Origin of the sequence: Flavobacterium pallidum, assembly GCF_003097535.1 — a bacterium.
In the GTDB taxonomy this organism is placed as follows: Bacteria; Bacteroidota; Bacteroidia; order Flavobacteriales; family Flavobacteriaceae; genus Flavobacterium; species Flavobacterium pallidum.
On the sequence record NZ_CP029187.1, the window covers coordinates 1,063,938 to 1,087,238 of the forward strand.

At 43.7% G+C, this 23,301-nt stretch carries 16 protein-coding genes; 11 read left to right on the forward strand and 5 right to left on the reverse strand.

Features of this window, described 5'->3' with window-relative positions; translation table 11 throughout:
* Window positions 1–2 precede the first annotated feature (2 nt).
* The 3 genes from HYN49_RS04365 to HYN49_RS04375 form a co-directional block, all read right to left on the reverse strand.
* Window positions 3–2,441 (reverse strand): TonB-dependent receptor, encoded by a 2,439-nt coding sequence (locus HYN49_RS04365; RefSeq protein ID WP_108902983.1) that lies wholly within the window; start codon window positions 2,439–2,441, stop codon window positions 3–5.
* 98 nt (window positions 2,442–2,539) lie between these two features.
* A complete protein-coding gene (locus HYN49_RS04370; protein WP_108904952.1) occupies window positions 2,540–2,968 on the reverse strand; it encodes a MarR family winged helix-turn-helix transcriptional regulator in 429 nt (142 codons plus the stop codon).
* 125 nt (window positions 2,969–3,093) lie between these two features.
* Window positions 3,094–3,951, reverse strand: coding sequence for an MBL fold metallo-hydrolase (locus HYN49_RS04375; protein WP_108902984.1), 858 nt, complete (start codon window positions 3,949–3,951; stop codon window positions 3,094–3,096).
* 223 nt (window positions 3,952–4,174) lie between these two features.
* Between HYN49_RS04375 and HYN49_RS04380 the strand changes: the two genes are divergently transcribed.
* The 4 genes from HYN49_RS04380 (at window position 4,175) to sufD (ending at window position 8,229) form a co-directional block, all read left to right on the forward strand.
* Complete coding sequence (locus HYN49_RS04380) at window positions 4,175–4,504, forward strand: HesB/IscA family protein (protein WP_108902985.1); 330 nt, start codon at window positions 4,175–4,177, stop codon at window positions 4,502–4,504.
* 116 nt (window positions 4,505–4,620) lie between these two features.
* Window positions 4,621–6,069, forward strand: coding sequence for a Fe-S cluster assembly protein SufB (gene sufB, locus HYN49_RS04385; protein WP_108902986.1), 1,449 nt, complete (start codon window positions 4,621–4,623; stop codon window positions 6,067–6,069).
* Between the two features lie 36 nt (window positions 6,070–6,105).
* Complete coding sequence (gene sufC, locus HYN49_RS04390) at window positions 6,106–6,858, forward strand: Fe-S cluster assembly ATPase SufC (protein ID WP_108902987.1); 753 nt, start codon at window positions 6,106–6,108, stop codon at window positions 6,856–6,858.
* Between the two features lie 54 nt (window positions 6,859–6,912).
* A complete protein-coding gene (gene sufD, locus HYN49_RS04395) occupies window positions 6,913–8,229 on the forward strand; it encodes a Fe-S cluster assembly protein SufD (protein ID WP_108902988.1) in 1,317 nt (438 codons plus the stop codon).
* Window positions 8,230–8,309: 80 nt separating this feature from the next.
* Here sufD and HYN49_RS04400 read toward each other — a convergent pair whose 3' ends face one another.
* Window positions 8,310–9,662, reverse strand: coding sequence for a serine hydrolase domain-containing protein (locus HYN49_RS04400; protein ID WP_108902989.1), 1,353 nt, complete (start codon window positions 9,660–9,662; stop codon window positions 8,310–8,312).
* Window positions 9,663–9,772: 110 nt separating this feature from the next.
* Between HYN49_RS04400 and HYN49_RS04405 the strand changes: the two genes are divergently transcribed.
* From HYN49_RS04405 to HYN49_RS04430, 6 genes are all read left to right on the forward strand, one after another.
* The gene (locus HYN49_RS04405; protein WP_108902990.1) at window positions 9,773–10,993 is read left to right on the forward strand and encodes an aminotransferase class V-fold PLP-dependent enzyme; all 1,221 of its coding nucleotides are present in this window, start codon (window positions 9,773–9,775) and stop codon (window positions 10,991–10,993) included.
* 9 nt (window positions 10,994–11,002) lie between these two features.
* Window positions 11,003–11,437, forward strand: a complete 435-nt coding sequence (locus HYN49_RS04410) for a hypothetical protein (protein WP_146185050.1) — start codon at window positions 11,003–11,005, stop codon at window positions 11,435–11,437.
* A complete protein-coding gene (locus HYN49_RS04415) occupies window positions 11,434–11,859 on the forward strand; it encodes a SufE family protein (RefSeq protein ID WP_108902992.1) in 426 nt (141 codons plus the stop codon). Before HYN49_RS04410 ends, HYN49_RS04415 begins: the two co-directional genes overlap by 4 nt.
* Window positions 11,860–11,864: 5 nt before the next feature.
* Window positions 11,865–12,188: an SUF system Fe-S cluster assembly protein gene (locus HYN49_RS04420; RefSeq protein WP_108902993.1), complete on the forward strand. Its 324-nt coding sequence runs from the start codon at window positions 11,865–11,867 to the stop codon at window positions 12,186–12,188.
* Window positions 12,189–12,213: 25 nt separating this feature from the next.
* Complete coding sequence (locus HYN49_RS04425; RefSeq protein ID WP_108902994.1) at window positions 12,214–12,717, forward strand: DUF2480 family protein; 504 nt, start codon at window positions 12,214–12,216, stop codon at window positions 12,715–12,717.
* A gap of 71 nt (window positions 12,718–12,788) precedes the next feature.
* Window positions 12,789–13,670 carry a DUF3078 domain-containing protein gene (locus HYN49_RS04430; protein WP_108902995.1) on the forward strand — a complete coding sequence of 294 codons (882 nt, stop codon included), beginning with the start codon at window positions 12,789–12,791 and terminating at the stop codon, window positions 13,668–13,670.
* A 97-nt stretch (window positions 13,671–13,767) separates the two neighbouring features.
* On the opposite strand, the gene hflX is transcribed toward HYN49_RS04430, so the two are convergent.
* Window positions 13,768–14,991 (reverse strand): GTPase HflX, encoded by a 1,224-nt coding sequence (hflX, locus tag HYN49_RS04435; protein WP_108902996.1) that lies wholly within the window; start codon window positions 14,989–14,991, stop codon window positions 13,768–13,770.
* 196 nt (window positions 14,992–15,187) lie between these two features.
* Between hflX and HYN49_RS04440 the strand changes: the two genes are divergently transcribed.
* Entirely contained in the window at window positions 15,188–23,281 is an 8,094-nt protein-coding gene (locus HYN49_RS04440) for a T9SS type B sorting domain-containing protein (protein ID WP_108902997.1), read from the forward strand.
* Window positions 23,282–23,301 lie beyond the last annotated feature (20 nt).

Below are 23,301 nucleotides of genomic sequence, written 5' to 3' on the forward strand. Positions count from 1 at the left end.
TTTTATCCGTTTACAGAAGCGGCCCGTTGCTTGATGTCTTCAGCACCACCGGCCCTTCTGGGTTGTGGCCCGTTTCCGCCTCCGAAGTTGTAAGTGTAAGAAATTACCGCCGTACGCGTGTCGCGGTTTACTTTGAAGTTTTCATGGTAACCCCTGAACTGCGTGACCGCCGTTGTCCCATTGGTAAAAAACACATCGTTTATGGTGAGCTTCAGGCTACTTTTGTTTTTGAATTTTTTTTGGAAACCGAGATTCAGGTAGCCTATAGGGTCGACATCCATATAGGCATAAATTTCGCGGGCCCTGTAGTTGCCGGTCAGTTCTGCAGAAAAACCATTCTTCATTTTAAAAGTATGTACCGAATTGATGTTAAAGTTGAAATTCCCCTGATTTTCAATCGGCGTATTGGCGATATTTCCGGAATAAAATCCATAATAACAATTCAGGCTGTTGTTGCAGCTCCACCATGATGTGATTTCAAATGGAATCGTTGAAAATAATCCGACGACATCTGCAGTAGTCAGGTTTTTATCAGTCTGCACGGTGATTTCAGGATTGTCATCAGATGGTGCAATCACGCCGGTAATGTTATCTGTCGTCCTTGAAAAAGTAATCGTCGTGTAGATTTTCTGCTTGTAAATATGCGTAAAGTCGAACGAATGCGTAGTCTGCGGATCCAGGTATGGGTTCCCTTCTTTATAAGTCGTCGGATCAAGGAAAAACTTGAACGGATTCAGCTGTTCATAACTTGGACGGTCAATACGGCGGCTGTAATTCAGCTCAAAACTATTGTTGTCATTCATCGCATAACTGAGCAGTGCACTTGGGAAAACTTGTGTATAATTGTTTTTAAAACGGCTGTTATTGGCCAATTGATTTCCGGTGATATTGGTGTTTTCGAGGCGTAATCCGAAATAAGCGTTCCATTTTTTGCCCAATTCCTTACTCACATTCACATAAGCAGCATTGATGTTTTCCTCATAAATGAAATGATTGCTTTTCGCATCATCGAAAACCGGGATTCCGGAACTCATGTCATAAAATTTTAAATTATTATCGGCTTTTACAACACTCGATTTAGCACCGGTTTCAATTTTGGTTTTGTCTCTGAGGATGGCCGTAAAATCGGATTTTAACGAAAAAAGATTCAAATCACCGCGTAGGTCACCATTCAGCAAATAGCGGTTTTGGTACTCAGCATTGTCCAGGTCAAGGTATTTTGTCGTGAAATCCTGGCGTGTCTTGTTGCCGTAATTCGCGTAATCGAAATCACTCACCAATTGTGTCCCGACAGTATCAATTACAAATTTATGGTTTAGATTTACCGATTGGTTGTGCCAGTTTTCGCGGGAATGATTGACGGTTTCAAACCTGGACATGCGGGTATAGGTTTCATCAAAAACATCCGAATAATTTTTACCGTTAGGATTGAATTTATTGCTGACACCGCTCACAATGATTCCGAAAGTGTGTTTTGGGCTGGCGAAATAATCAGCACCGGCACGCAAAATGTGGTTCCGGAAATCCATTTTCAAATAATTATCCTGCTCGTAAGCACCGGTTAAATTGCCGTTTTCATAAAATTTCCGGTCAAGAATCAGTTTGTTGAAGCCTTTGCGGTACGCAAAACTGTAAGTTCCATATGTATTCCATTTTTTCTCACGGTGATTCAGGTTCAGGCTGTTGCTGGTCTTCGGGTAACGGCCCTGGCCATAAGCGGAAGTAATGCTGCCATTTGTCCCTGCTTTTTTCTCCTTTTTCATTTTGATGTTGATGATTGCAGAACCCGAAGCATCGTATTTCGCGGAAGGATTCGTGATGAATTCAATCTTGTCAATCACTCCGGACGGAATGCCTTTCAGGTAATTTGCGAGTGTCGTCCCGGACATCGGCGACGACTTTCCGTCGATCTGGATCTGGATGCCGCCGCGTCCGCGTAAAGTGATGTTGTCATTGGCATCGATGTTTACGCCGGGCGCTTTTTCCAAAACTTCAAATGCAGAAGTTCCGGCAGACCCGATGTTGCTGTCAACATTCAAAATCATTTTGCCTTCTGACCGTTCGATATAAGGCTTTGATTTTCTGATGGTCACTTCTTCAAGCCGCGTTTCTTTCCCTGCCGAAAGGGTTCCTAAATTCAGATCGGCAGTCAGTTGGAAAGGCCTGCCTTCAAACGCTGTTTTGCCGTTGGAAGTGATCGAAATTCGGTAATTCCCAACAGCGATGTGTTCAAAAACGAAATGGCCTTTGTCATCGGCAGATTCATTTTTTACCAGTGTGTTATCCAAAGCATTTTGCAGCGTAACGATTACTGAAGCCGGGTCCTCACTGGTAAAAGAACCACTTATTGTAAACGCGCCCTGTGGGGAACCCTGGCCAAAAACCCATGAAAAGTACGCTGATAGTATCAGCAAGGCCAGGGTAAAAGTTGATTTAAACATAACTGTCCGTTTTTGATTGCCTCCGGCCAATTGCTTCGCCTGTTCAGCTTACGCTTCGAGTCGGCTAGCCTCGGGTGTTGATTGTGATTGATGATATCTTAATTGCAGTTGTCTATGATTTGATTCAATGTTTTATTCAATGTTTGTAACGCTTCCGCAGAAACGCCACTTAATGCTGTTTTTCGGTTTTGCAAAACCAGTGTCTGCACGTTTTCAATGATCGCTTTACCTTCGTCGGTGACTTTTAAGTTTGATTTGCGTCGGTCGTTTGGGTTTACTTCGCGTTCCAGGTATTCCGATTTCACAAGCAGGTCGATAATCCGCGTGACTGAAGCATTGTCCTTGAAAACCATTTCGCCCAAATCCTGCTGTGAAATCCCCGGATTTTCCAAAATGGATTTGATGATGAGCCATTGGTCGATTGTAATCTTATAGCCGTTCTCACGAAGCTTCTTCTGTGCATAAACCCTGTAAGTGCGGATGGCTTTGTCCATGTTGTAAAACGTAATATCCTTTAATCGCTCCATTTCCTGAATTTTCATCAAATCTAATAATGATTTATCAATATTTGATATATCAAATAAAATTTAACAAAAAAACATATCGCCGGTGAAAGCGATATAATTACTTAGTATCAGGAGTTTCAAAATTGTTACAACAAATCAGCACATTTATGAACTTCTTTCAGGCGGACACCTTTTTCAGTATTTTCAACGGTGATGATTTCGTTATGTGCGTCGTGTTCGAGGAATAAATAATAATTGTTTTCTGCTGCTGTACGGAGGAATTTTTCCTTTTCAGGTAAAGTCAGCAGCGGCCTGGTATCATAACCCATCACATACGGAAGCGGCAAATGCCCAGCTGTCGGCAGTAAATCAGCCATAAAACAAACCGTCATGTCTTTGTATTTTATCTGCGGAAGCATCATTTTTTCGGTATGGCCGTCTGCAAAAAATATCCCGAAACCCATTTCCGATTCCACCAAAAAATCCCCATCAGGCCTTTTGATGAAATGCAACTGGCCGCTTTCCCGCATCGGCAAGATATTTTCGGATAAAAACGACGCTTTTTCCCTCGGATTCGGTTTCGTGGCCCATTCCCAATGGTTTTCATTGGTCCAGAATTTCGCATTTTTGAAAGCGGGTTCATATCCGGTACGGTCTTGATTCCACTGCACACTGCCGCCGCAATGGTCGAAGTGCAGGTGCGTCATAAAAACATCAGTAATATCGTCGCGATGGAAACCATGTTTAGCCAAAGATTTGTCCATCGAATGCGTACCCCAAAGCGAATAATATCCGAAAAACTTCTCCGATTGCTTGTCGCCCATGCCGGTGTCAATTAAAATCAGCCGGTTACCGTCTTCAATCAAGAGGCAGCGCGCGGCAAGGTCAATCAGGTTATTGTTATCAGCGGGGTTGGTTTTATTCCAGATGGTTTTCGGGACCACGCCAAACATGGCACCGCCGTCTAGCTTGAAATTTCCGGATTCTATGGGATAGAGTTTCATTGGATTTAGATTTCAGATTGTCAGATTATTAGATTTTCGGATCATCAGAAAATCTGATAATCTGACAATCCAGATTTCCGCCGCAATGTAATAAATCTAATCCTCATCTGCGAAAGCATAACCAAATTCTATCCCGCCATCGTTATAAAAATGTTAGCCGATACCGCAAAACGCTTTAATTGTAATATCTTTGCACATTAATTCAGACAAAATACAATTTGCCATGATAAAAGTATCAGATTCAGCCAGCAGGAAAATCGTGGAGATGATGAAAGACGACGGTTTTGATGCTGCAAAAGATTATGTACGCGTAGGCGTTAAAAGCGGCGGTTGCAGCGGATTATCCTACGAATTGAAATTTGACAAAGAACTCGGCGAAACAGATAAAGTATTCGAAGACAATGAGGTACGCATCGCTGTGGAGAAAAAATCATTCCTGTATCTTGCAGGAACCGTTTTGGAATTTTCGGGCGGACTGAACGGAAAAGGTTTCGTTTTCAATAACCCAAATGCGAGCAGGACCTGCGGTTGCGGAGAATCATTTTCTCTTTAGTCAAAGGTCTAAAGAGAAAAAGTCAAAAGACTTGGCCAGCTTAAATAATAAATATCAAAGCGAAAATTCGAAGTAAAATTACTTTCGACTTTGGACTTTCAACTTTCGACTAAAATATGTCAAAATACACCGAAGACGATCTCAAGATCGAACTCGAAAACAAAGAGTACGAATACGGATTTTATACCGATATAGAATCCGAGACATTTCCCATAGGCTTAAACGAAGACATTGTCCGTGCCATTTCAAAAAAGAAAGAAGAACCGCAGTGGATGACCGATTGGCGCATTGAAGCCTTTCGTTCCTGGGTTGAAATGACCGAGCCGGAATGGGCGAATGTACATTATGAAAAACCCGATTTCCAGGCCATTTCGTATTATTCCGCGCCAAAGGCAGTCGACCCGAACAAAACACTGGATGATGTCGATCCGGAACTTTTGGCGATGTACAAAAAACTCGGGATTTCGCTGGACGAGCAGAAAAAGATGAATAATGTCGCCATGGACATCGTGGTCGATTCGGTTTCTGTAGCGACGACTTTCAAAAAGACTTTAGCGGAAAAAGGCATTATTTTCTGTCCGATTTCCGAAGCGATTAAGGAACATCCTGAATTGGTTAAGAAATACCTCGGCACCGTAGTGCCACAAAAAGACAACTTTTACGCTGCATTGAATTCGGCAGTATTTTCAGACGGATCGTTCTGTTATATTCCGAAGGGTGTACGTTGCCCGATGGAACTGTCGACTTATTTCCGTATTAACCAGGCAGGAACGGGCCAATTTGAAAGGACTTTGGTTATTGCTGATGAAAGCAGCTACGTTTCGTACCTTGAAGGCTGTACCGCGCCAAGCCGCGACGAAAACCAATTGCACGCCGCGGTGGTGGAACTGATTGCTTTGGACGATGCAGAAATCAAATACTCGACCGTACAGAATTGGTATCCCGGAAACAAGGAAGGCAAAGGCGGTGTATTCAATTTCGTGACCAAAAGAGGTTTGTGCGAAAAGAACGCGAAAATATCCTGGACACAGGTAGAAACCGGTTCTGCCGTGACCTGGAAATATCCGTCATGTGTATTGAAAGGCGATAATTCGGTGGGAGAATTTTATTCTATTGCCGTGACCAACAATTACCAGCAGGCCGATACCGGAACCAAAATGATCCACTTGGGTAAAAACACCAAATCTACGATCATTTCCAAAGGTATTTCAGCCGGGAAATCCCAAAACAGCTACCGTGGATTGGTACAAATCGGCGCACGTGCCGAAAACGCCAGGAACTTTTCGCAATGTGATTCCCTGCTGATGGGCAATAATTGTGGGGCACATACCTTTCCATACATAGAAAGTAAAAATACGACTGCGAAGATTGAACACGAAGCGACGACCAGTAAAATCGGGGAAGACCAGGTTTTTTATTGCAATCAGCGTGGTATTCCTACAGAAAAAGCCATTGCGCTGATCGTGAATGGTTTCAGTAAAGACGTACTCAACAAACTTCCTATGGAGTTCGCCGTAGAAGCACAGAAACTACTTGAAATTTCATTAGAAGGATCTGTCGGTTAATTATCTCATTATCTAATTATCTCATTTTCTAAATAAATGTTACAAATCAAAAACCTACACGCTTCAATTGAAGACAAAGACATATTAAAAGGAATCAACCTCACCGTGAACGCCGGTGAAGTACACGCGATCATGGGGCCGAACGGTGCCGGAAAAAGTACGCTTTCCGCCATCATTGCAGGCCGCGAGGATTATCAAGTGACCGAAGGCGAAATCCTGTTGGAAGGGGAAGACATTTCAGAATTGGCTCCTGAAGAGCGCGCACACAAAGGCGTGTTCCTCTCATTTCAATATCCGGTTGAAATTCCGGGTGTTTCCGTAACGAATTTCATGAAAACCGCCATCAACGAAACGCGCAAAGCGCAAGGCAAGGACGAAATGCAGGCGAACGAAATGCTGAAACTGATTCGTGAGAAATCAGAATTATTGGAAATCGACCGCAAGTTTTTATCAAGATCATTGAATGAAGGTTTTTCGGGAGGGGAGAAAAAAAGGAACGAAATTTTCCAGATGGCGATGCTTGAACCCAAACTGGCCATCCTTGATGAAACCGATTCCGGACTCGATATTGATGCTTTGAGGATTGTTGCTAATGGCGTAAACAGGCTTAAAAACGAAAACAATTCCGTGTTGGTGATTACACACTACCAGCGTTTACTGGATTATATCATCCCTGATTTCGTACACGTTTTGATGGATGGGAAAATAGTAAAATCCGGCGATGCTTCTTTAGCGTTGGAATTGGAAGAAAAAGGCTACGACTGGATTAAGCAGGAAATAGAAGCGTAAATTGTTCCCGTTCAGTGATGAAAAACCCTGAACCCTGAACCCTGAACCAAAAAAATGGAATTAAAAGAAAAACTCATATCGTCGTTCATGGCTTTTGAAGAAAAGATTGATGTGCATTCCCAGTTGCACGACATCCGCACTTCGGCCATAAAGAATTTTGAAAACAAGGGCTTTCCTACCAAAAAAGAGGAAGCATGGAAATACACCTCATTAAATTCGATACTCAAAAACGATTTTACCGTCTTCCCGAAAAGCGAAAATACGATTGAATTCAGCGAAGTCAAAAAATATTTCCTGCATGAAATTGACACCTATAAAGTAATTTTCGTTGACGGCGTATTCAGTTCGTTCCTGTCCTCAACGACACACGACGGATTGGATGTCTGCCTGATGTCATCAGCATTGAATAAACCGAAATACAAGGAAATCATTGAAAAATATTTCAATAAGATTGCCAATAAGGACGAATCGCTGACGTCACTGAATACGGCGTTTGCTTCAGAAGGCGCTTATGTGAACATCCCGAAAAGCAAATTGGTAGACAAGCCGATTGAGATTATTTATTTCTCGACCGGAAAAGAAAATGCGTTGATGACGCAGCCAAGAAACCTTGTCATTGTTGGCGAAAATGCCCAGGTACAAATCATTGAACGCCACCAAAGCCTGTATGAAAATCCGGTGTTGACCAATTCGGTCACTGAAATTTTTGCGGAACAAAATGCCAATGTGGATTATTACAAAATACAGAACGATCTGATGTCGGCGAATCTGGTCGACAATACTTATATTTCGCAGCAAAGATCCACGAAAGTTTCCGTACACACTTTTTCGTTTGGCGGGAATATTACTAGGAACAACCTCAATTTCTACCATTTCGGGGAAGGGATAGACAGTACTTTGAAAGGCATTACAATCATCGGCGGCAAGCAACTCGTCGATCATTTTACTTTGGTGAACCACGCCACACCGAATTGCGAAAGCCACCAAAACTACAAATGCATCCTCAACGACAGTGCCACCGGCGTTTTCAACGGAAAGATTTTCGTCGAGAAAGAAGCCCAGAAAACTGACGCATTCCAGCAGAATAACAATATTTTACTCAGCGACAAAGCCACCATCAATGCCAAGCCGCAACTCGAGATTTTCGCCGATGATGTGAAGTGCTCCCACGGCTGTACCATTGGGCAGCTCGACGAAAATGCGATGTTTTACATGCAGGCGCGCGGCATCCCGAAGAAAGAAGCGAAGGCGTTGCTGATGTATGCTTTTTCAAACGAAGTGATTGAAAGCGTCCGCATTCCGGAATTGAAAGCGCGTATTAATAAGATTATTGCGCAAAGGTTGGGTGTGAGTCTGGGGTTTGATTTGTAATTTTAGGAGCATCATCCCGCTGTCCGCTCTATCTTTTCCTGCCTAAAAAAGGCAGCAAAAGGATGCCGCTTCCATCGGGGCTAGGGTTTAGTCGTAATACTGGTGAGTATTCCTTTTAAAAACCCATTAAAATCAAACTGATTGTCATCCGTCAAACCCATCCTGACGATCACTAAATCCATCGAAGGAATGATAAAAATCATCTGTCCCTGAAAACCATTGCAGGAATACAGATCCTTTGGCGCATCCGGATATTTGCCGCCGGCATTGAGCCAAAAATGCGCGCCATACCTGCCATTGGAGCCGTTGGTTGGCGTAGAAACATATTTCGCCCAGCTTACATCGAAAATTTCTTCGCCATTCCAGTTGCCTTTGTGTAAATACAGCAACCCGAATTTTGCCCAATCCCTTGTCGTGGCCCACCCATACGATGACCCAACGAAATTTCCGGCCATATCGCTTTCCACGACCATTGAATGCATCCCGATCTTGTCGATAAACGCGGCATACCAAAAATCCAGATATTCCTGATGCGTTTTAAATCGGTTCCGTAAAATCCGTGAGAGTAAATTCGTGGTTCCTGAAGAATAATTCCAATGCGTATCCGGTGCAAAAGCTGCCGGTTTTTGGAGTTGGACTTTGCCCATGTCTTCCGCTTCAAAAAGCATCGTCGTGGCATCGCAGATGGTTTCATAATTTTCTTCCCATTCCAGGCCGCTGTTCATGTGCAGTAAATCGTTCAGGGTGATCTTAGCGCGATTGTCATTTTGCCACTCTGCGACCGGTGCGGGTTTATTGATGTCAATTTTACCCATTTTCTGCAACACCCCGAACATTGTTGCGGTGATGCTTTTTGTCATCGACCAACCCAGGATTTTAGACGATTTTGTAAAGCCTTTTCCATATTTTTCAGCGATGATATGGTCTTTATAAATCACCAGGACCGAACGAGAACGCTTGGTTTTTTCATTAGTTTCATCAAAAGCACCGGCGACGGCAAGGTTCAGTTTTTTATAATCGATGTTGTTGAAAGCAGTGTCTTTCGGTTCCAGGTTTCCATATGGAAATGGCAGGTTTTTTATTTGAAGATTCCGCTTTGGGATCTCATAAGGTTTTGTTGCATCAAAATCGTCATTAATCAGTGTAGCGCCCAAGCCTTCCCGATATATCGCCTTACGTTTTTTCAACCCGTAAAAAGTGGCCGTGGCAAATTTTCCCGTTTCGTCGATGTCGTTTTTTGCCAAACGCACCATATCGATATCATTATCACCGGATTCGATAATGTGCTTCGAACGCCCATCGATAAAATGCGCCGACGCGACGCTTTTTGCAGCGAAACCGGAAATAAGGTCCAGTTTCGGGTAATTTGTGACAACGCCATAAACCATCAAAATGACAACGAGCAAGAGCAATAAACGCAAAAATTTTTTCATAAGAAATGATTTACATCAGTATAAAAATAAGGGAATTATTAACAGGTTCCGGATAAAATTTTACCGGCAAATTTTTACTACTTTTGTATTTAGATTTTTTCTAAATAATTATGTTCGATATACAAAAAATCCGCGCCGATTTCCCGATACTTTCCCGACAGATAAATGGCAGGCCGCTGGTGTATTTTGACAATGGCGCCACGTCGCAGAAACCCAAAGCCGTCATCGACGAAATCGCAGAATATTATAACGAAATCAACGCCAACATTCACCGCGGCGTGCATACTTTAAGCCAGTTAGCAACCGACGCGTACGAAGCGTCGCGTGAGAAAATCCGCGCACACATCAATGCCGAGTTCACGCATGAGGTATTGTTCACTTCCGGTACGACTTTCGGAATTAATCTGGTGGCCAATGGATTTGCTTCGATATTGAAACCAGGCGATGAGATTTTGGTTTCGGCATTGGAGCACCACAGCAATATCGTGCCATGGCAATTGCTTTGCGAAAGGACAGGGGCCATTTTGAAGGTCATTCCTATAGATGAAAACGGCGAGTTGATCCTTTCGGAATACGAAAAATTACTGTCTGATAATACAAAAATTGTTGCGGTAAACCACATTTCAAATGCGTTAGGGACTTTAAACCCAATCAAGGCCTTAATCGATAAGGCCCATGAAAAAAGTGCTGCGGTATTGATTGATGGTGCGCAGGCCACACCCCATTTGAAGCCGGATGTGCAGGAGCTTGATTGCGATTTTTATGTGTTTTCAGGGCATAAAATCTGCGGCCCGACAGGCACCGGAATTTTATACGGGAAAGAATCCTGGCTGAACAAATTACCCCCTTACCAGGGTGGTGGCGAAATGATCAGGGAAGTGTCTTTTGAAAAAACCACTTACGCCGATTTGCCGCATAAGTTTGAAGCCGGAACGCCGAATATCGAAGGTGGGATCGTTTTGGGTACTGCCATCGATTACCTGAATGCTGTGGGGTTCGGGAATATACAGGAACAGGAACGCGATTTATTGGCATACGCTACAGAAAAGCTGCTTGAAATCGAGGGTTTGAAAATTTTCGGACCGACGGATTTAAGCCGAAAAACTGCTGTAATTTCGTTTAATATTGACGGCATACATCCATATGATATCGGGGTTATCCTCGATAAGATGGGAATTGCCGTGAGGACGGGCCACCATTGTGCGCAGCCCATAATGAGTTTTTTCTGTATTCCGGGAACGGTACGGGCCTCGTTTTCATTTTACAATACGAGGGAAGAAATCGACCTTTTGGTGTCTGGCGTAAAAAAGGCAAAAATGATGTTATCTTAAAAAGGGTTTATGAAAATATTTGCAATGATGCTCCTTTCGCTCGTGATGGCCAGAAGCTGTGACAAGCAGGAAAACGAGGAAATGAAAAACACGACGGTCGAATACAGTGCGGTGTCCAGGGGAAAGTACCTGAATATCAATTTCCACGATGATAAGTTGTCGATTATTGACAAGCGTGACGGCACGCCCAGGGATTATATCCTGGCGAATGCCGACTGGAAGGCGTTGGCTAAATTGTACAAAACCATAAAACTCGAAGCATTGTCTACCTATAAAGATCCGACACAAAAAAGGTTTTATGATGGTGCCGCAGTAGCGAGCCTTCGCGTCATATACGATGGGAAAACGTATGAAACCACCAGTTTCGATCATGGTTTCCCACCAAAGGAAATTGAGGAATTCGTAAACAAGATTGTATCATTTGCAACACCATCAACCCAATGACGATTAAGGAAATACAGGAGGAGATTGCGGATGAATTCAGCATGTTTGATGAGGAAAACTGGGACGAGAGATACCAATACCTTATCGATTTGGGCAAGACATTGCCCTTGATCGACCCTCAATATAAAACTGAGGACAATTTAATCAAAGGCTGCCAGTCTAAAGTATGGCTGCATGCGGAAGAAGAAAACGGCAAAATCATTTTTACGGCTGACAGCGATGCCATCTTAACCAAAGGCATTATCGCTATTTTAATCAGGACGTTTTCAAACCAGAAGCCATCGGAAATTCTTGAAGCCGACACAAAATTCATAGACGACATCGGGCTGAAGGAACATTTATCGCCCACGCGCGCGAATGGTTTGGTTTCGATGATTAAGCAAATCAAATTGTACGCATTGGCATTCGAATCTAAAAACTAAAAATTATGGAACAGGAAATAGACACTACCCAATTGGGTGAAGACATTGTAAAAAAACTCAAGACGATTTATGATCCCGAAATCCCGGTCGATATTTACGAACTCGGATTAATCTATGATGTGATGGTCAACACGGATTACGAAGTAAAAATCCTGATGACGCTCACTTCACCGAACTGCCCTGTGGCAGAAACCCTTCCGAAAGAAGTGGAGGATAAGGTCAGGGGAATCGAAAATGTAAGAGACGTTGAAGTAGAAATTACATTCGATCCGCCGTGGAGCAAGGATTTGATGAGTGAAGAAGCGAAGCTGGAATTAGGCATGCTTTAAAAGTAATCAGTTGGCAGTAGGAAGTATGGAAGAAATCGTAAATAAGGTCGCCAATTCGGCGTTGGAAGTTTTTGATCTCGAAGATTATTATCCGAAAGGGCAACGCATGCAGCTCGACATTTCCCAATGGCTTTACGAAGGCTTCATATTAAAGGAAAAAGATTTCCGTGAAAGCCTTAAAAACCATGACTGGTTGCAATACCAGGATGCCTATGTTGCTGTGCATTGCAGTACGGATGCCATTCTACCGGCCTGGGCTTCGGTTTTGGTGACGATCTATCTGACACCTTTCGCCAAAAAAACAATCGATGGTAACCTGGCAGACATCGACACGGCCTTATACCAGGAAATCCTTGAAAACCTCGACTATAATATATATAAGGACAAACCCTTAATCATCAAGGGCTGTTCTAAAAAGCCCGTTCCGATGAGTGCTTATGTACTGGCCGCACAAAAGCTGCAGCCTTTCGCTAAAAGCATCATGTATGGTGAAGCCTGTTCCGCAGTGCCGCTTTACAAAAGGAAATAGCATTTTAAGGTACTTACAAAACCTATTCCGGGCACATTGGCTATCTTTGTATTATCCATAAAAAAAGAACTATGAAAAAGATTGTTTTAGGATTTTTCACTGCACTTTGTGTAATGAATGCCAGCGCACAGCAAACCCCGGAAACGGTAAAGGACACCACGAAAGCCTGGACTACGAAAGGAAGCGCAACCATTTTATTCAACCAATCCACGTTTGACAACTGGCTTGCCGGGGGCGAGAACAATATTTCGGGAAACATTGGCGTGAATTATGATTTTAATTACAAAAAAGACGATTGGGCCTGGGATAATAAAATCATCGCTTCTTACGGAATCGTAAAAACCAAGACCAGTTCGTTTGCCAAAAAAACCGATGACCGCCTCGAACTGAATTCACTTTTAGGCAAAAAGGCCAAAGGATATTGGTATTACTCTGCGTTCCTGAATTTCAAGACCCAGTTTACCGAAGGTTACGTTTATGGCAAAGACGCGCTTGGCGTTGAAACCCGCACCAAGTATACTACATTTATGTCGCCTGGTTATCTGTATTTCGGGCCGGGTATGCTTTGGAAAAAAGATGATAACCTGAAATTCAACCTGTCGCCGGCCACTTCAAAATTTACATTCGTGGATAAAAACCGGACGCTGCCTGACGAAGCCTATTTCGGGGTGAAGGAAGGCGAAAGTGTGCGTTACGAATTGGGTTTTAATGCTTCGGCATATTATAAGGTAGGTGTGATTGCAAACGTGTCATTTGAAAACATCCTGAACCTGTATTCCAATTACCTCGAAGACCCGCAAAACGTCGATGTCGATTACCAATTGAATATCGTATTGAAGGTGAACCGTTACATTTCCACGAACATTTCATTCCAGGCGATTTATGACGACAATGCGTTCCCGGGTGTGCAATTGAGGCAGGTGTTTGGTGTGGGCGCGACGTATGGATTTTAAAAAAGCGGAAAATTAAATTCAAATATAAAATTCCAAATTCCAATTACAGCGATTATCTGTATTGGAATTTGGAATTTTTGTTTTGTTGAGATTTAAATTACTCTTTATCCACCGCATCCTTATAATCAGGATACAGAAATTTATTGTACGGAAAGCGTGTGATATGGATTTCGCGTACCGCTTCATACACCCGTTCGCGGAATTCCTCGAAATTTTCCTTATTTACTGCCGAAATAAACAAAGCGTTCTTCGCCCCGACGTTGCTCATCCAGGTTTGTTTCCATTCCTCAAGCGTATAATGCTTTGTGGTTTTCTCGGTCATCAGGTCGTCTTGGTCAATCGTCAGATGTTTGTAAGCATCGATTTTATTGAAAACCATAATGGTAGGTTTGCCATCGCTTTTAATGTCAGATAAGATTTGGTTTACCGATTCAATATGGTCCTCAAAATCCTGGTGCGAAATGTCGACGACGTGCAACAGCAAATCGGCTTCGCGCACTTCGTCGAGTGTACTTTTAAACGAATCTACTAACTGCGTCGGTAATTTCCGGATAAATCCAACCGTGTCCGATAAAAGGAAAGGCAGGTTTTTAATCACGACTTTCCTTACCGTCGTATCGAGCGTGGCAAACAATTTATTTTCAACAAAAACCTCGCTTTTACTGATGACGTTCATTAAGGTGGATTTCCCAACATTCGTATAACCGACCAATGCGACACGCACCATCGCGCCGCGATTGCCCCGTTGCACCGACATTTGCTTGTCGATGACCTTTATTTTGTCTTTCAGAAGTGAAATGCGGTCGCGCACGATACGACGGTCGGTTTCAATCTCTGTTTCCCCGGGACCGCGCATCCCGATGCCCCCTTTCTGGCGTTCAAGGTGCGTCCACATTCCTGAAAGGCGAGGAAGCAGATATTGACATTGGGCCAGTTCGACCTGCGTTCGCGCATAGGACGTTTCAGCCCTTTGGGCAAAAATATCCAGGATGAGGTTGGTGCGGTCGAGTACTTTGCAATTCAGCAGGCGCGTGATGTTTTTCTGTTGTGACGGCGAGAGCTCATCATCGAAGATTACAGTGGAAACGCCATGCTCTGCTATATAGGTATGTATTTCTTCCATTTTACCGGTCCCGACGAAAGTTTTGGGATTGGGCCTTTCCATTTTCTGCGAAAAGCGCTTGATCACTTCGCCTCCGGCGGTAAAAGTCAGGAATTCGAGTTCGTCAAGATATTCGGTAAGCTTTTCTTCGCTTTGGCTTTGGGTGATGATTCCGACGATGACGGTCTTTTCAAAATTGATATTTTCTTTTTCGAGCATTTTATATTTTTTCTTGTTGCAAAAGTACGGAATTTTAGCAGGAGAATGATGGCTGCACCCCGTCATAACAGCAGGCTTGCGGGAAACTATTTCGTTAAATATTAAAATTTCGTTAGGATATTCTTAAAATTTTTTAAATTTGGGATTCTAAATTACGGAAAATACTATACTAAAACCCACTAAAACTTTTCATTCAATGAAAAAAATTATTTTACTATTCACCTTTTTAATGTGTTCCGCACTAGGCTTCAGCCAGTTGGAAACATTTGAAGGAGGTATCCCATCAACATGGGCCGTAATGAACGGCACCAATGGTGTCGGCAACCTGCAACCGTGGATATTGAACACCACGCCTTGGCCGTTGCCAACGTCACAGCGTTCGCCGTATCCTGCCCACAATGACACAACTCCTGTTCCTACGTTAAATGCAGCGTATGTGAACAATGAGCAGATTGGTATGGGCAATACCGAAGAAGACTGGTTGATCATGAACCAAAGGCTAATCCCTGCGAACGGGCAACTTCAGTTCTGGACCCGCCTTACGCAGGTAAATGATCAGGGAACCATATACGAAATCCGTGTGTCTACGAATCCGACACAAACCAACCAGGCGGCCTATACGGTTTTAACTACCTGGGGTGAAGATGATATCATAGACCCGACCATCCCGCTGGATCAATACCAGCAGGTTAAAGTTGATTTTCCGACATCGCTTCAGGGCCAGAATGTTTATGTAGCCTTTGTGAGGAAATTTACCCAGCCAACCGGGCAAAGAGCCGGTGACCGTTGGCTGATCGATGATGTGAATATTGTTGAAAAATGTGCGGACGTATCCGGACTTGACGTAATACCTGCAAGTATAGCTTCTACACACGTAACTTTTACATGGAATAATCCACAGCTTTCAACCAATTTTGAGATTGGGGTTATTCCTGCAGCAGATGATTTTAATAATGTTGGAACACCGGTAACAGTGGCTGCGACAAATCCGGCAACTTATGCTTACAGCGGAGCGCCTTTGCAGCCTTCCCAGACTTTTAAAGTATATGTACGCAGGGTCTGTGGCTCGGGTACCGATACCACTTACAGTGAATGGCAGGGCCCGTTTATATTTACGACGCTGCCTTTAGGGTCGGTTTGTATTGACCCGCTTCCGATTGATGTACTCCCATATCAGGAGCTTAACGACAATACGGCGCTTTACGGAGATGAGTACGACACGCCACAACAGGCAAGTGGTTGTGGAACCGTAACGCCTCTAAACACGAATTACTTACAGGGTAATGAGGTATTTTACAGTTATACAAACTCAGGTACAGATGCTGTTGATATCAATGTGGTAATGACGCCGCTTGGGAATTCCCCTAATTCGTCGGTGTTTATTTATGACGGTTGTATCGGCAATGGCGGTACCTGTGTCAATGGATTGGCCAATATTACAACCAATGTAAGAAATCTTACATTCAATGCTTTAGCCGGGCACACTTATACCATTATTATTTCTTCCAGTACAACCCAAACGATTGCTTACGGCCTTTTGGTTCAGGAATTAAAATGTACCCCGATGCCGAGTAATCTGGCTGCAAATCCTGTCACCACGACCAATGCCCATTTGACCTGGGATGCGTTGGGTTATACATCATGGCAGGTGGCCGTTCAGCCTTTGGGTTCTGAGGTTCCTTCAGGAGCGGGTGTTCCTGTAGCCAATAATGAATATGATGCGCCGGTAACGGCTGCTACGCAGTACCAATATTGGGTACGCGCGGAGTGTGCGCCTGGTTCGGACATATGGACGGGATGGGCCGGTCCTTTCCCTTTCAATTCTGACATTTGTACTCCAGATCATAAATGTAATTATGTTTTCAGGCTTGGCAATAACGGTGCCGGCGGATGGGGCAATGATACTACAGGTACCAGGATGCAGATAAGGCAGAATGGTATTGTTATCGCTACATTAGGATCACAATTCACTGCGCCGGGTCCGGTTGATGTAATTGTACCGATTTGTGAAGGAATTCCTTTTGACGTATTCTGGAAGCAATTGGGCGCAAGCTCACAACAAAGACAGCTTACTATTATTAACAATCACGGCCAGACAATTTACACAAGGCCAGCTGTGGTGGGAGTTGTAAATACCGTAATATATAATGATGAAATTGCGGAATGTGATACACCCCGTTGTGATTTAACACCGATAAATGTTACCATCCCTTCGGCAAGTATTACTACAACAGGAGCTACAATTAACTGGACTGCAATAGCGACATCCTCGTGGGACGTTTATATCACTCCTATCGGAAGTCCAGCGCCAGATGCTGATACTGTGCCTACGTATGACAATATCACACCAGCAACTACTTCATTTACTACAACCAATCCGTTACAACCTGATCATTGTTATAATGTGTACGTAAGGGTAAATTGCTCGCCTGTTCCATCTGCATGGTCGGCTTTGACTGCCAATTCGACTTTCTGTACATTGCCAACCTGTCAAAAACCGACCAATCCGATAGTAGCTGTGCAGAGTACTACAGCGGCTACTTTTACTTGGACACCGGCTTTACCTGATCAGACTGATTTTGAGATCCTGCTGATACCAGGCCCAACGGCACCTTCTCCGGCGCCAGACAACGCTACACCAGCTACTTATCCGATTATTACTGTACCTGTTGGAGGTCCTTATACCTTTACAGCAACGGATCTTACGCCAGCAACTATTTATTATGGTTATGTACGCGCAGTATGTTCCCCGACTGATGCAAGTATCTGGGTACCGTTTGCAGTGTTCAACTCGATCACCTGCGAACCTGAAAATAAATGTATCTACAAATTTGTATTGACTGACATTGGCACTAACGGAAACGGAAACGGCTGGGGTGCAACAAGAATGCAGGTTAGACAAAATGGTATTATCATTCAGGAGTTAAACCTGCCAAGCGGAAGTACTTCCACTGTACAGGTTCCGTTATGTGACGGTGTTCCGTTTGATATTTACTGGAATGTAGCAGGAGCAAATCCTGAGCAGGTGGGTGTTTCTGTCCAAAATCCATTCCTTGATGTATTGTATACCAAAGCGCCGGGAACAGGTACGCCATTAACAGTGCTGTTTGATTCTGTTGTAGAATGTAGCCCGGCACCTTGTTCAAAACCAACAAATATTGATGTAGCCACGGCAACTATATTGCCACATAGTGCTGTCATCACATGGGTCGACAATTCAAACCCGCCTTCAGACGGATATGAATTGTATGTAGTGCCTACTGGCCAGCCAGCGCCGACAAATAATCCACCGACACCGGCAAACGTCACCGGAATTACAGGTACGTCGTACACGTTGACACAGTATGGCAACCCTCCTGTTCAGTTATCTGCTTCGACATCTTATACTTTCTACATCAGGGCGGTGTGTCCTGGGTCGCAAGTGAGCAACTGGACAATCCTTACGCCAACAACATTTATAACAACACCTGAGAACAACGAGTGTGCTTTTGCAACATCTGTAACAGTGAATACAGGTAATTCATGTGCTGCTGCGAACATGGCCAATGGAAACACTTATGGTGCAAATGCATCAAATCCGACGGTTGATAATGACATGACTGGCGCTGGATGTGATCCTACAGCTAAAGATGTATGGTATAAGTTCGTTGCAACCGCTACTTCACAGACTATTGTATTAAGCGATATCGTGCCGACACCGGCTACACCTAATAATTTCAAACTGAGTTATAGTGTCTTCTCCGGAAGTTGTGCAGGACTTACAAGAATGTTTTGCAGCACCAGCAATACCAATGGAGGAACAGGATTTATCCCTGGCAATACTTATTATATCAGGGTGTACAATGCTTCTACATCATCAGCTACACAATCGGCAACGTTCCACCTTTGTGTGTTAACACCGCCAACTAATGACGAATGTACCAATGCAACGCCTGTTACTGTAAATACAACTCAGACGTGTAACCCAGCGAACACGGTTTCAGCAAATACTTATGGGTCGACAGCATCTAATCCTGTGCTTACCCCACCTTTGGCCGGTACTGGTTGTGGTCCTGCAAGCAACGATGTCTGGTTCAGTTTTGTTGCAGTAGCGCCAACACAGATCATTAACTTCAGCAATATTGTAACTACGCCAGCCAACGCTTCTAATTTGAAAATAAATTACAGTGTGTTCTCAGGAAGCTGTGGAGCGCTTACAAATTTATTCTGTAGCGTGGCGACAGCAAGTATTGCAACAGGACTTACTGTAGGCAATACATACTATATCAGGGCTTATATTGCCCCATCGAATTCAGAGCAATCGGCTACTTTTGATTTGTGTATCACTTCACCACCGGCTAATGATGAATGTACAGCTGCGGTCACGGTTCCTGTAAATGCAGGACAGTATTGTGATGCTGTTGCTTCAGGTAATACGCTGGGTGCCACCCCTTCTAATCCGGTACTGAGCCCTGTTTTGCCAACAACTGGTGGATGTGGCCCTACAAATAATGATGTATGGTATAGCTTTACGGCTACTTCTGAAACACATATGATCAGCCTGAGCAATGTAGTGCCTACACCGGCTACTGCAACGACACTAAGGTTAAATTACAGTGTTTTCTCTGGTTCGTGCACCGGATTGACCAAATTATACTGTAGCACCAATTACATTAGTATGGCCAGCGGATTGATTCCTGGGAATGTCTACTACATCAGGGTCTATACTTCGACACCTGCGGTAGATACTTCAGCAACATTTGATCTTTGCATTACATCGCCGCCTTCTAACAATGAATGTGCGAATGCCATTTCTGTAACCCCAAATACCGGGCAGGATTGTGCTCCTGTGAATACGGTTTCAGGATATACTCATGGCGCGACACCATCATTGCCAAATCCGCCAGTGGCAGGAACAGGATGTTTGCAGTTAAACAGCGATATGTGGTATAGTTTTACTGCCACCAGCACATCGCACGCAATAACTTTAAGTAATCTTGTCCTTTCACCTTCAAATTCTACAGCAAAACTGAATTATACTGTTTTCTCCGGAACATGCGACAACCTGACAAAATTATATTGCAGCACTACGAATAGTACCAATGCAACAGGATTGACAATTGGTAATACATATTACGTCAGGATTTATTCAACCCTTACTGCTGTCGATCAATCAATTAAATTTGATTTATGTATTACCTCACCACCAGTAAATGACGATTGTGCTAATGCGATTGACGCGCCGATCAACTCTACTGCAGTATGTACCACTAAGTCGTATGGCAATACCCTTGGGGCAACACCTTCGACTCCGACCATTACAGGTGCAGGTTGTACGGGAACAAATGATGATGTCTGGTATAAATTTACAGCGACAAATCCGATACTTTTCATTAACGTAAATACGATTTTCGCATCTACAGGCAGCGTAGCACTGAATCACACTGTGTTCTCAGGAACATGTGACGCCTTAACTACGATGTATTGCAGTAATTCTACAACAAGCGTGGCTACAGGATTGACTGTAGGCAATGTCTATTACATCAGGATTTACACTGCAGGAACAACTGTGGGCGACTGGGCTACTTTCAGTCTGTGTATCAAGACTCCACCACCGCCAGCTGAAAATGAAGATTGCTCTTCAGCATTGCCTGTAACGGTAAACTTAAACAATGATTGCTATTACACAACGCAAGGTAACCTGATTGAAGCAGGTCCATCTGCTTCTCCAGTACCAAATACACCTGCATGCGTTGGAAATGCCAATGACGATGTGTGGTTTAGTTTTGTGGCAGCAGAAAATCAGCACTTCATTAACCTTTTGGCTGTTGAAGGAACTACTACCAATCTTAACCATGCCGTATATTCAGGTACTTGTGGTAATTTAACAAGGCTGTATTGTAGTGATACCGGACAATTGAGCAGTACTGATAATAACTTTATCCCAGGAGAAACTTACTATATCAGGGTTTGGTCGAATGCAGCAACCAGCCAGGTTGTTATATTCAATGTGTGTGTGAAATCAGTCTCTACTTGTGAAACTGCCGCCCCGTTCTGCGGATCACAGGATTCGCAATCGTTGCTTTTCCCGAATACGACTGAAGTTCCAAGTCCGGGCCAGCTTGCCTGCTTAGCTACTGCCCCGAACCCAACGTACTATTACCTTCAGGTTGCTGAAACCGGTAACTTAACGTTTGAAATCAGGCAGAGTACGAATCCGAATAACTTCCCAACGAATGGTGCTCCGGGACTTGACGTTGATTTCGTTGCGTGGGGTCCTTTTGCAAGCCCGGGAAGTTGTAATGAAATTGCTTTTGAAGACTGCCCAAGCTGCCCTAATAATCAGGACGATGCAAATTTTTACCCTGAAGGCAATATTGTTGACTGTAGTTATAGTGCTGATGTTATGGAGACGCTCCACATCCCTAATGCGGTTGCAGGAGAATATTATTTATTGCTGATCACGAACTTTAATGGTGATCCTGGATATATAAAATTATTCCAGTCTAACTTTGGACAACCGGGAACAGGTGTAAGTACCAATTTATGCTGTGATGTCGCTGCCGGCGATGATAAAATCGCTTGCGGTTCTATAACGCTGAACGCCATTGAAGAGTCACAAAGCTCACCGGCAAGTTATCAATGGTATATCGATGGGTCCATTATACCTGGAGCAGAAAGTGCTAACCTAATAGTCGATACGCCAGGTCTGCACGAATACAAGGTTGTTGGTTTTTGCGGATTGAATACTGATACCGACATCATCAATGTTACAGTACTTCCAGCTATTGGAGCCACTACTCCGGCTGATTATGTTTTATGTGATGGTGATGATCATGACGGGCAGGCACCATTTGATTTGTTTACATTAACTGAACAGGTTTTAGTTGGTTTGACTCCTTCAGAATTTGATGTAACTTACCACCTCACAGCTGCAGCAGCTGCAAATGATGATCCGGGAATTGACATTTCGACACTTTTCGTTTCCCCTACACAAACGATTTATGTTAGGGTTGAAAGGATATTGCTGCCAACTTGTTATGAAGTGATTCCGGTGAACCTTGTGGTTACTGATATAGTTGATGCCACCATTACTTATGAGACGGACTATTGCAGCGATGCAGGAACCATTTCGCCTCTCACGGTAGCTAACCCAGGCCTGTTCTCGGTCAGCGGAGGCTTAACCATTTCACAGTCTGGTGTGATCACCCTTACAGGTAATGAAGAGGGACAATATACAATAACCAATGTCACACAAGGCGCTTGCAGTGATACGAAAAATGCAGTGATTAATATTGTCCGCAGGCATACGGCAGGGTTTGATTATGGCCCAGTAGGGACGCTATATTGTGAAGATGGAGATGTTGTTTCTCCACATTTTACAGGAACTTTTTCACAAGCTGGAAACTTTACCGTAGTTGCTGGTGACGGAAACCTTGCTCTCGATCCAGTTACGGGTCAAATTATATTAGGCTCTAGTGATGCGGGTGAATATACTATCAAGAACGAGGTAAACAACGGAACAACCTGTAGCGGTGACGAGGCAACAGCAACTATCACGATTGTTGAAGCGGCTAGCGGAAGCATCGTATACAGCAACGGTCCTTTCTGTAAAGATGTCACATCAGTTTCAGTTCAGAATAACGTTACGCCTGTATCAAGTGAAGGAACTTATTCAGTTGATATTCCTGGATTGAGTATTGATGCAGATGGTACTATCCATCCTAATACAAGCCAGGCGAATGACTACGTCGTAACTTATACGCTTGATATCGATGGTTGTGGAATTTATACTACCCAGGCCAATGTGAAGATTATACCGGAATCTGATATTGAATTCACAGCGGAATGTAGTGGCAATGATTTTGTCATCACCGCACTTCCTGTAAACGGATCATTCGATCCGGCTTTGGTCACTTATCACTGGACAGGTGGTACATCTGTAGCTGGTACGGCACTAGGATCGATTATCGCTAAGGCGGCACCTGCAACTTATACGGTTGAGGTAGTTGCTGACGGCTGTTCGACCTTTGCATCTATTGTTATCGATGACATCTCGTGTATCATCCAGAGAGGTATATCCCCTAACAATGACACGAAGAATGATTCGTTCGACCTGACGACCCTGAACGTGAAACACCTGAGCATCTTCAACCGTTATGGTACTGTTGTTTATGAGTATACGAACTACACCAACCAATGGGTTGGCCAGGACAATTCCGGCGACGAACTTCCTGACGGCACGTATTTCTATGTGATAGACAAGGCCGACGGCGAGCAGAGGACCGGATGGGTTTACATCAACAGATAATCAAGAACAGGAAAAAAGGA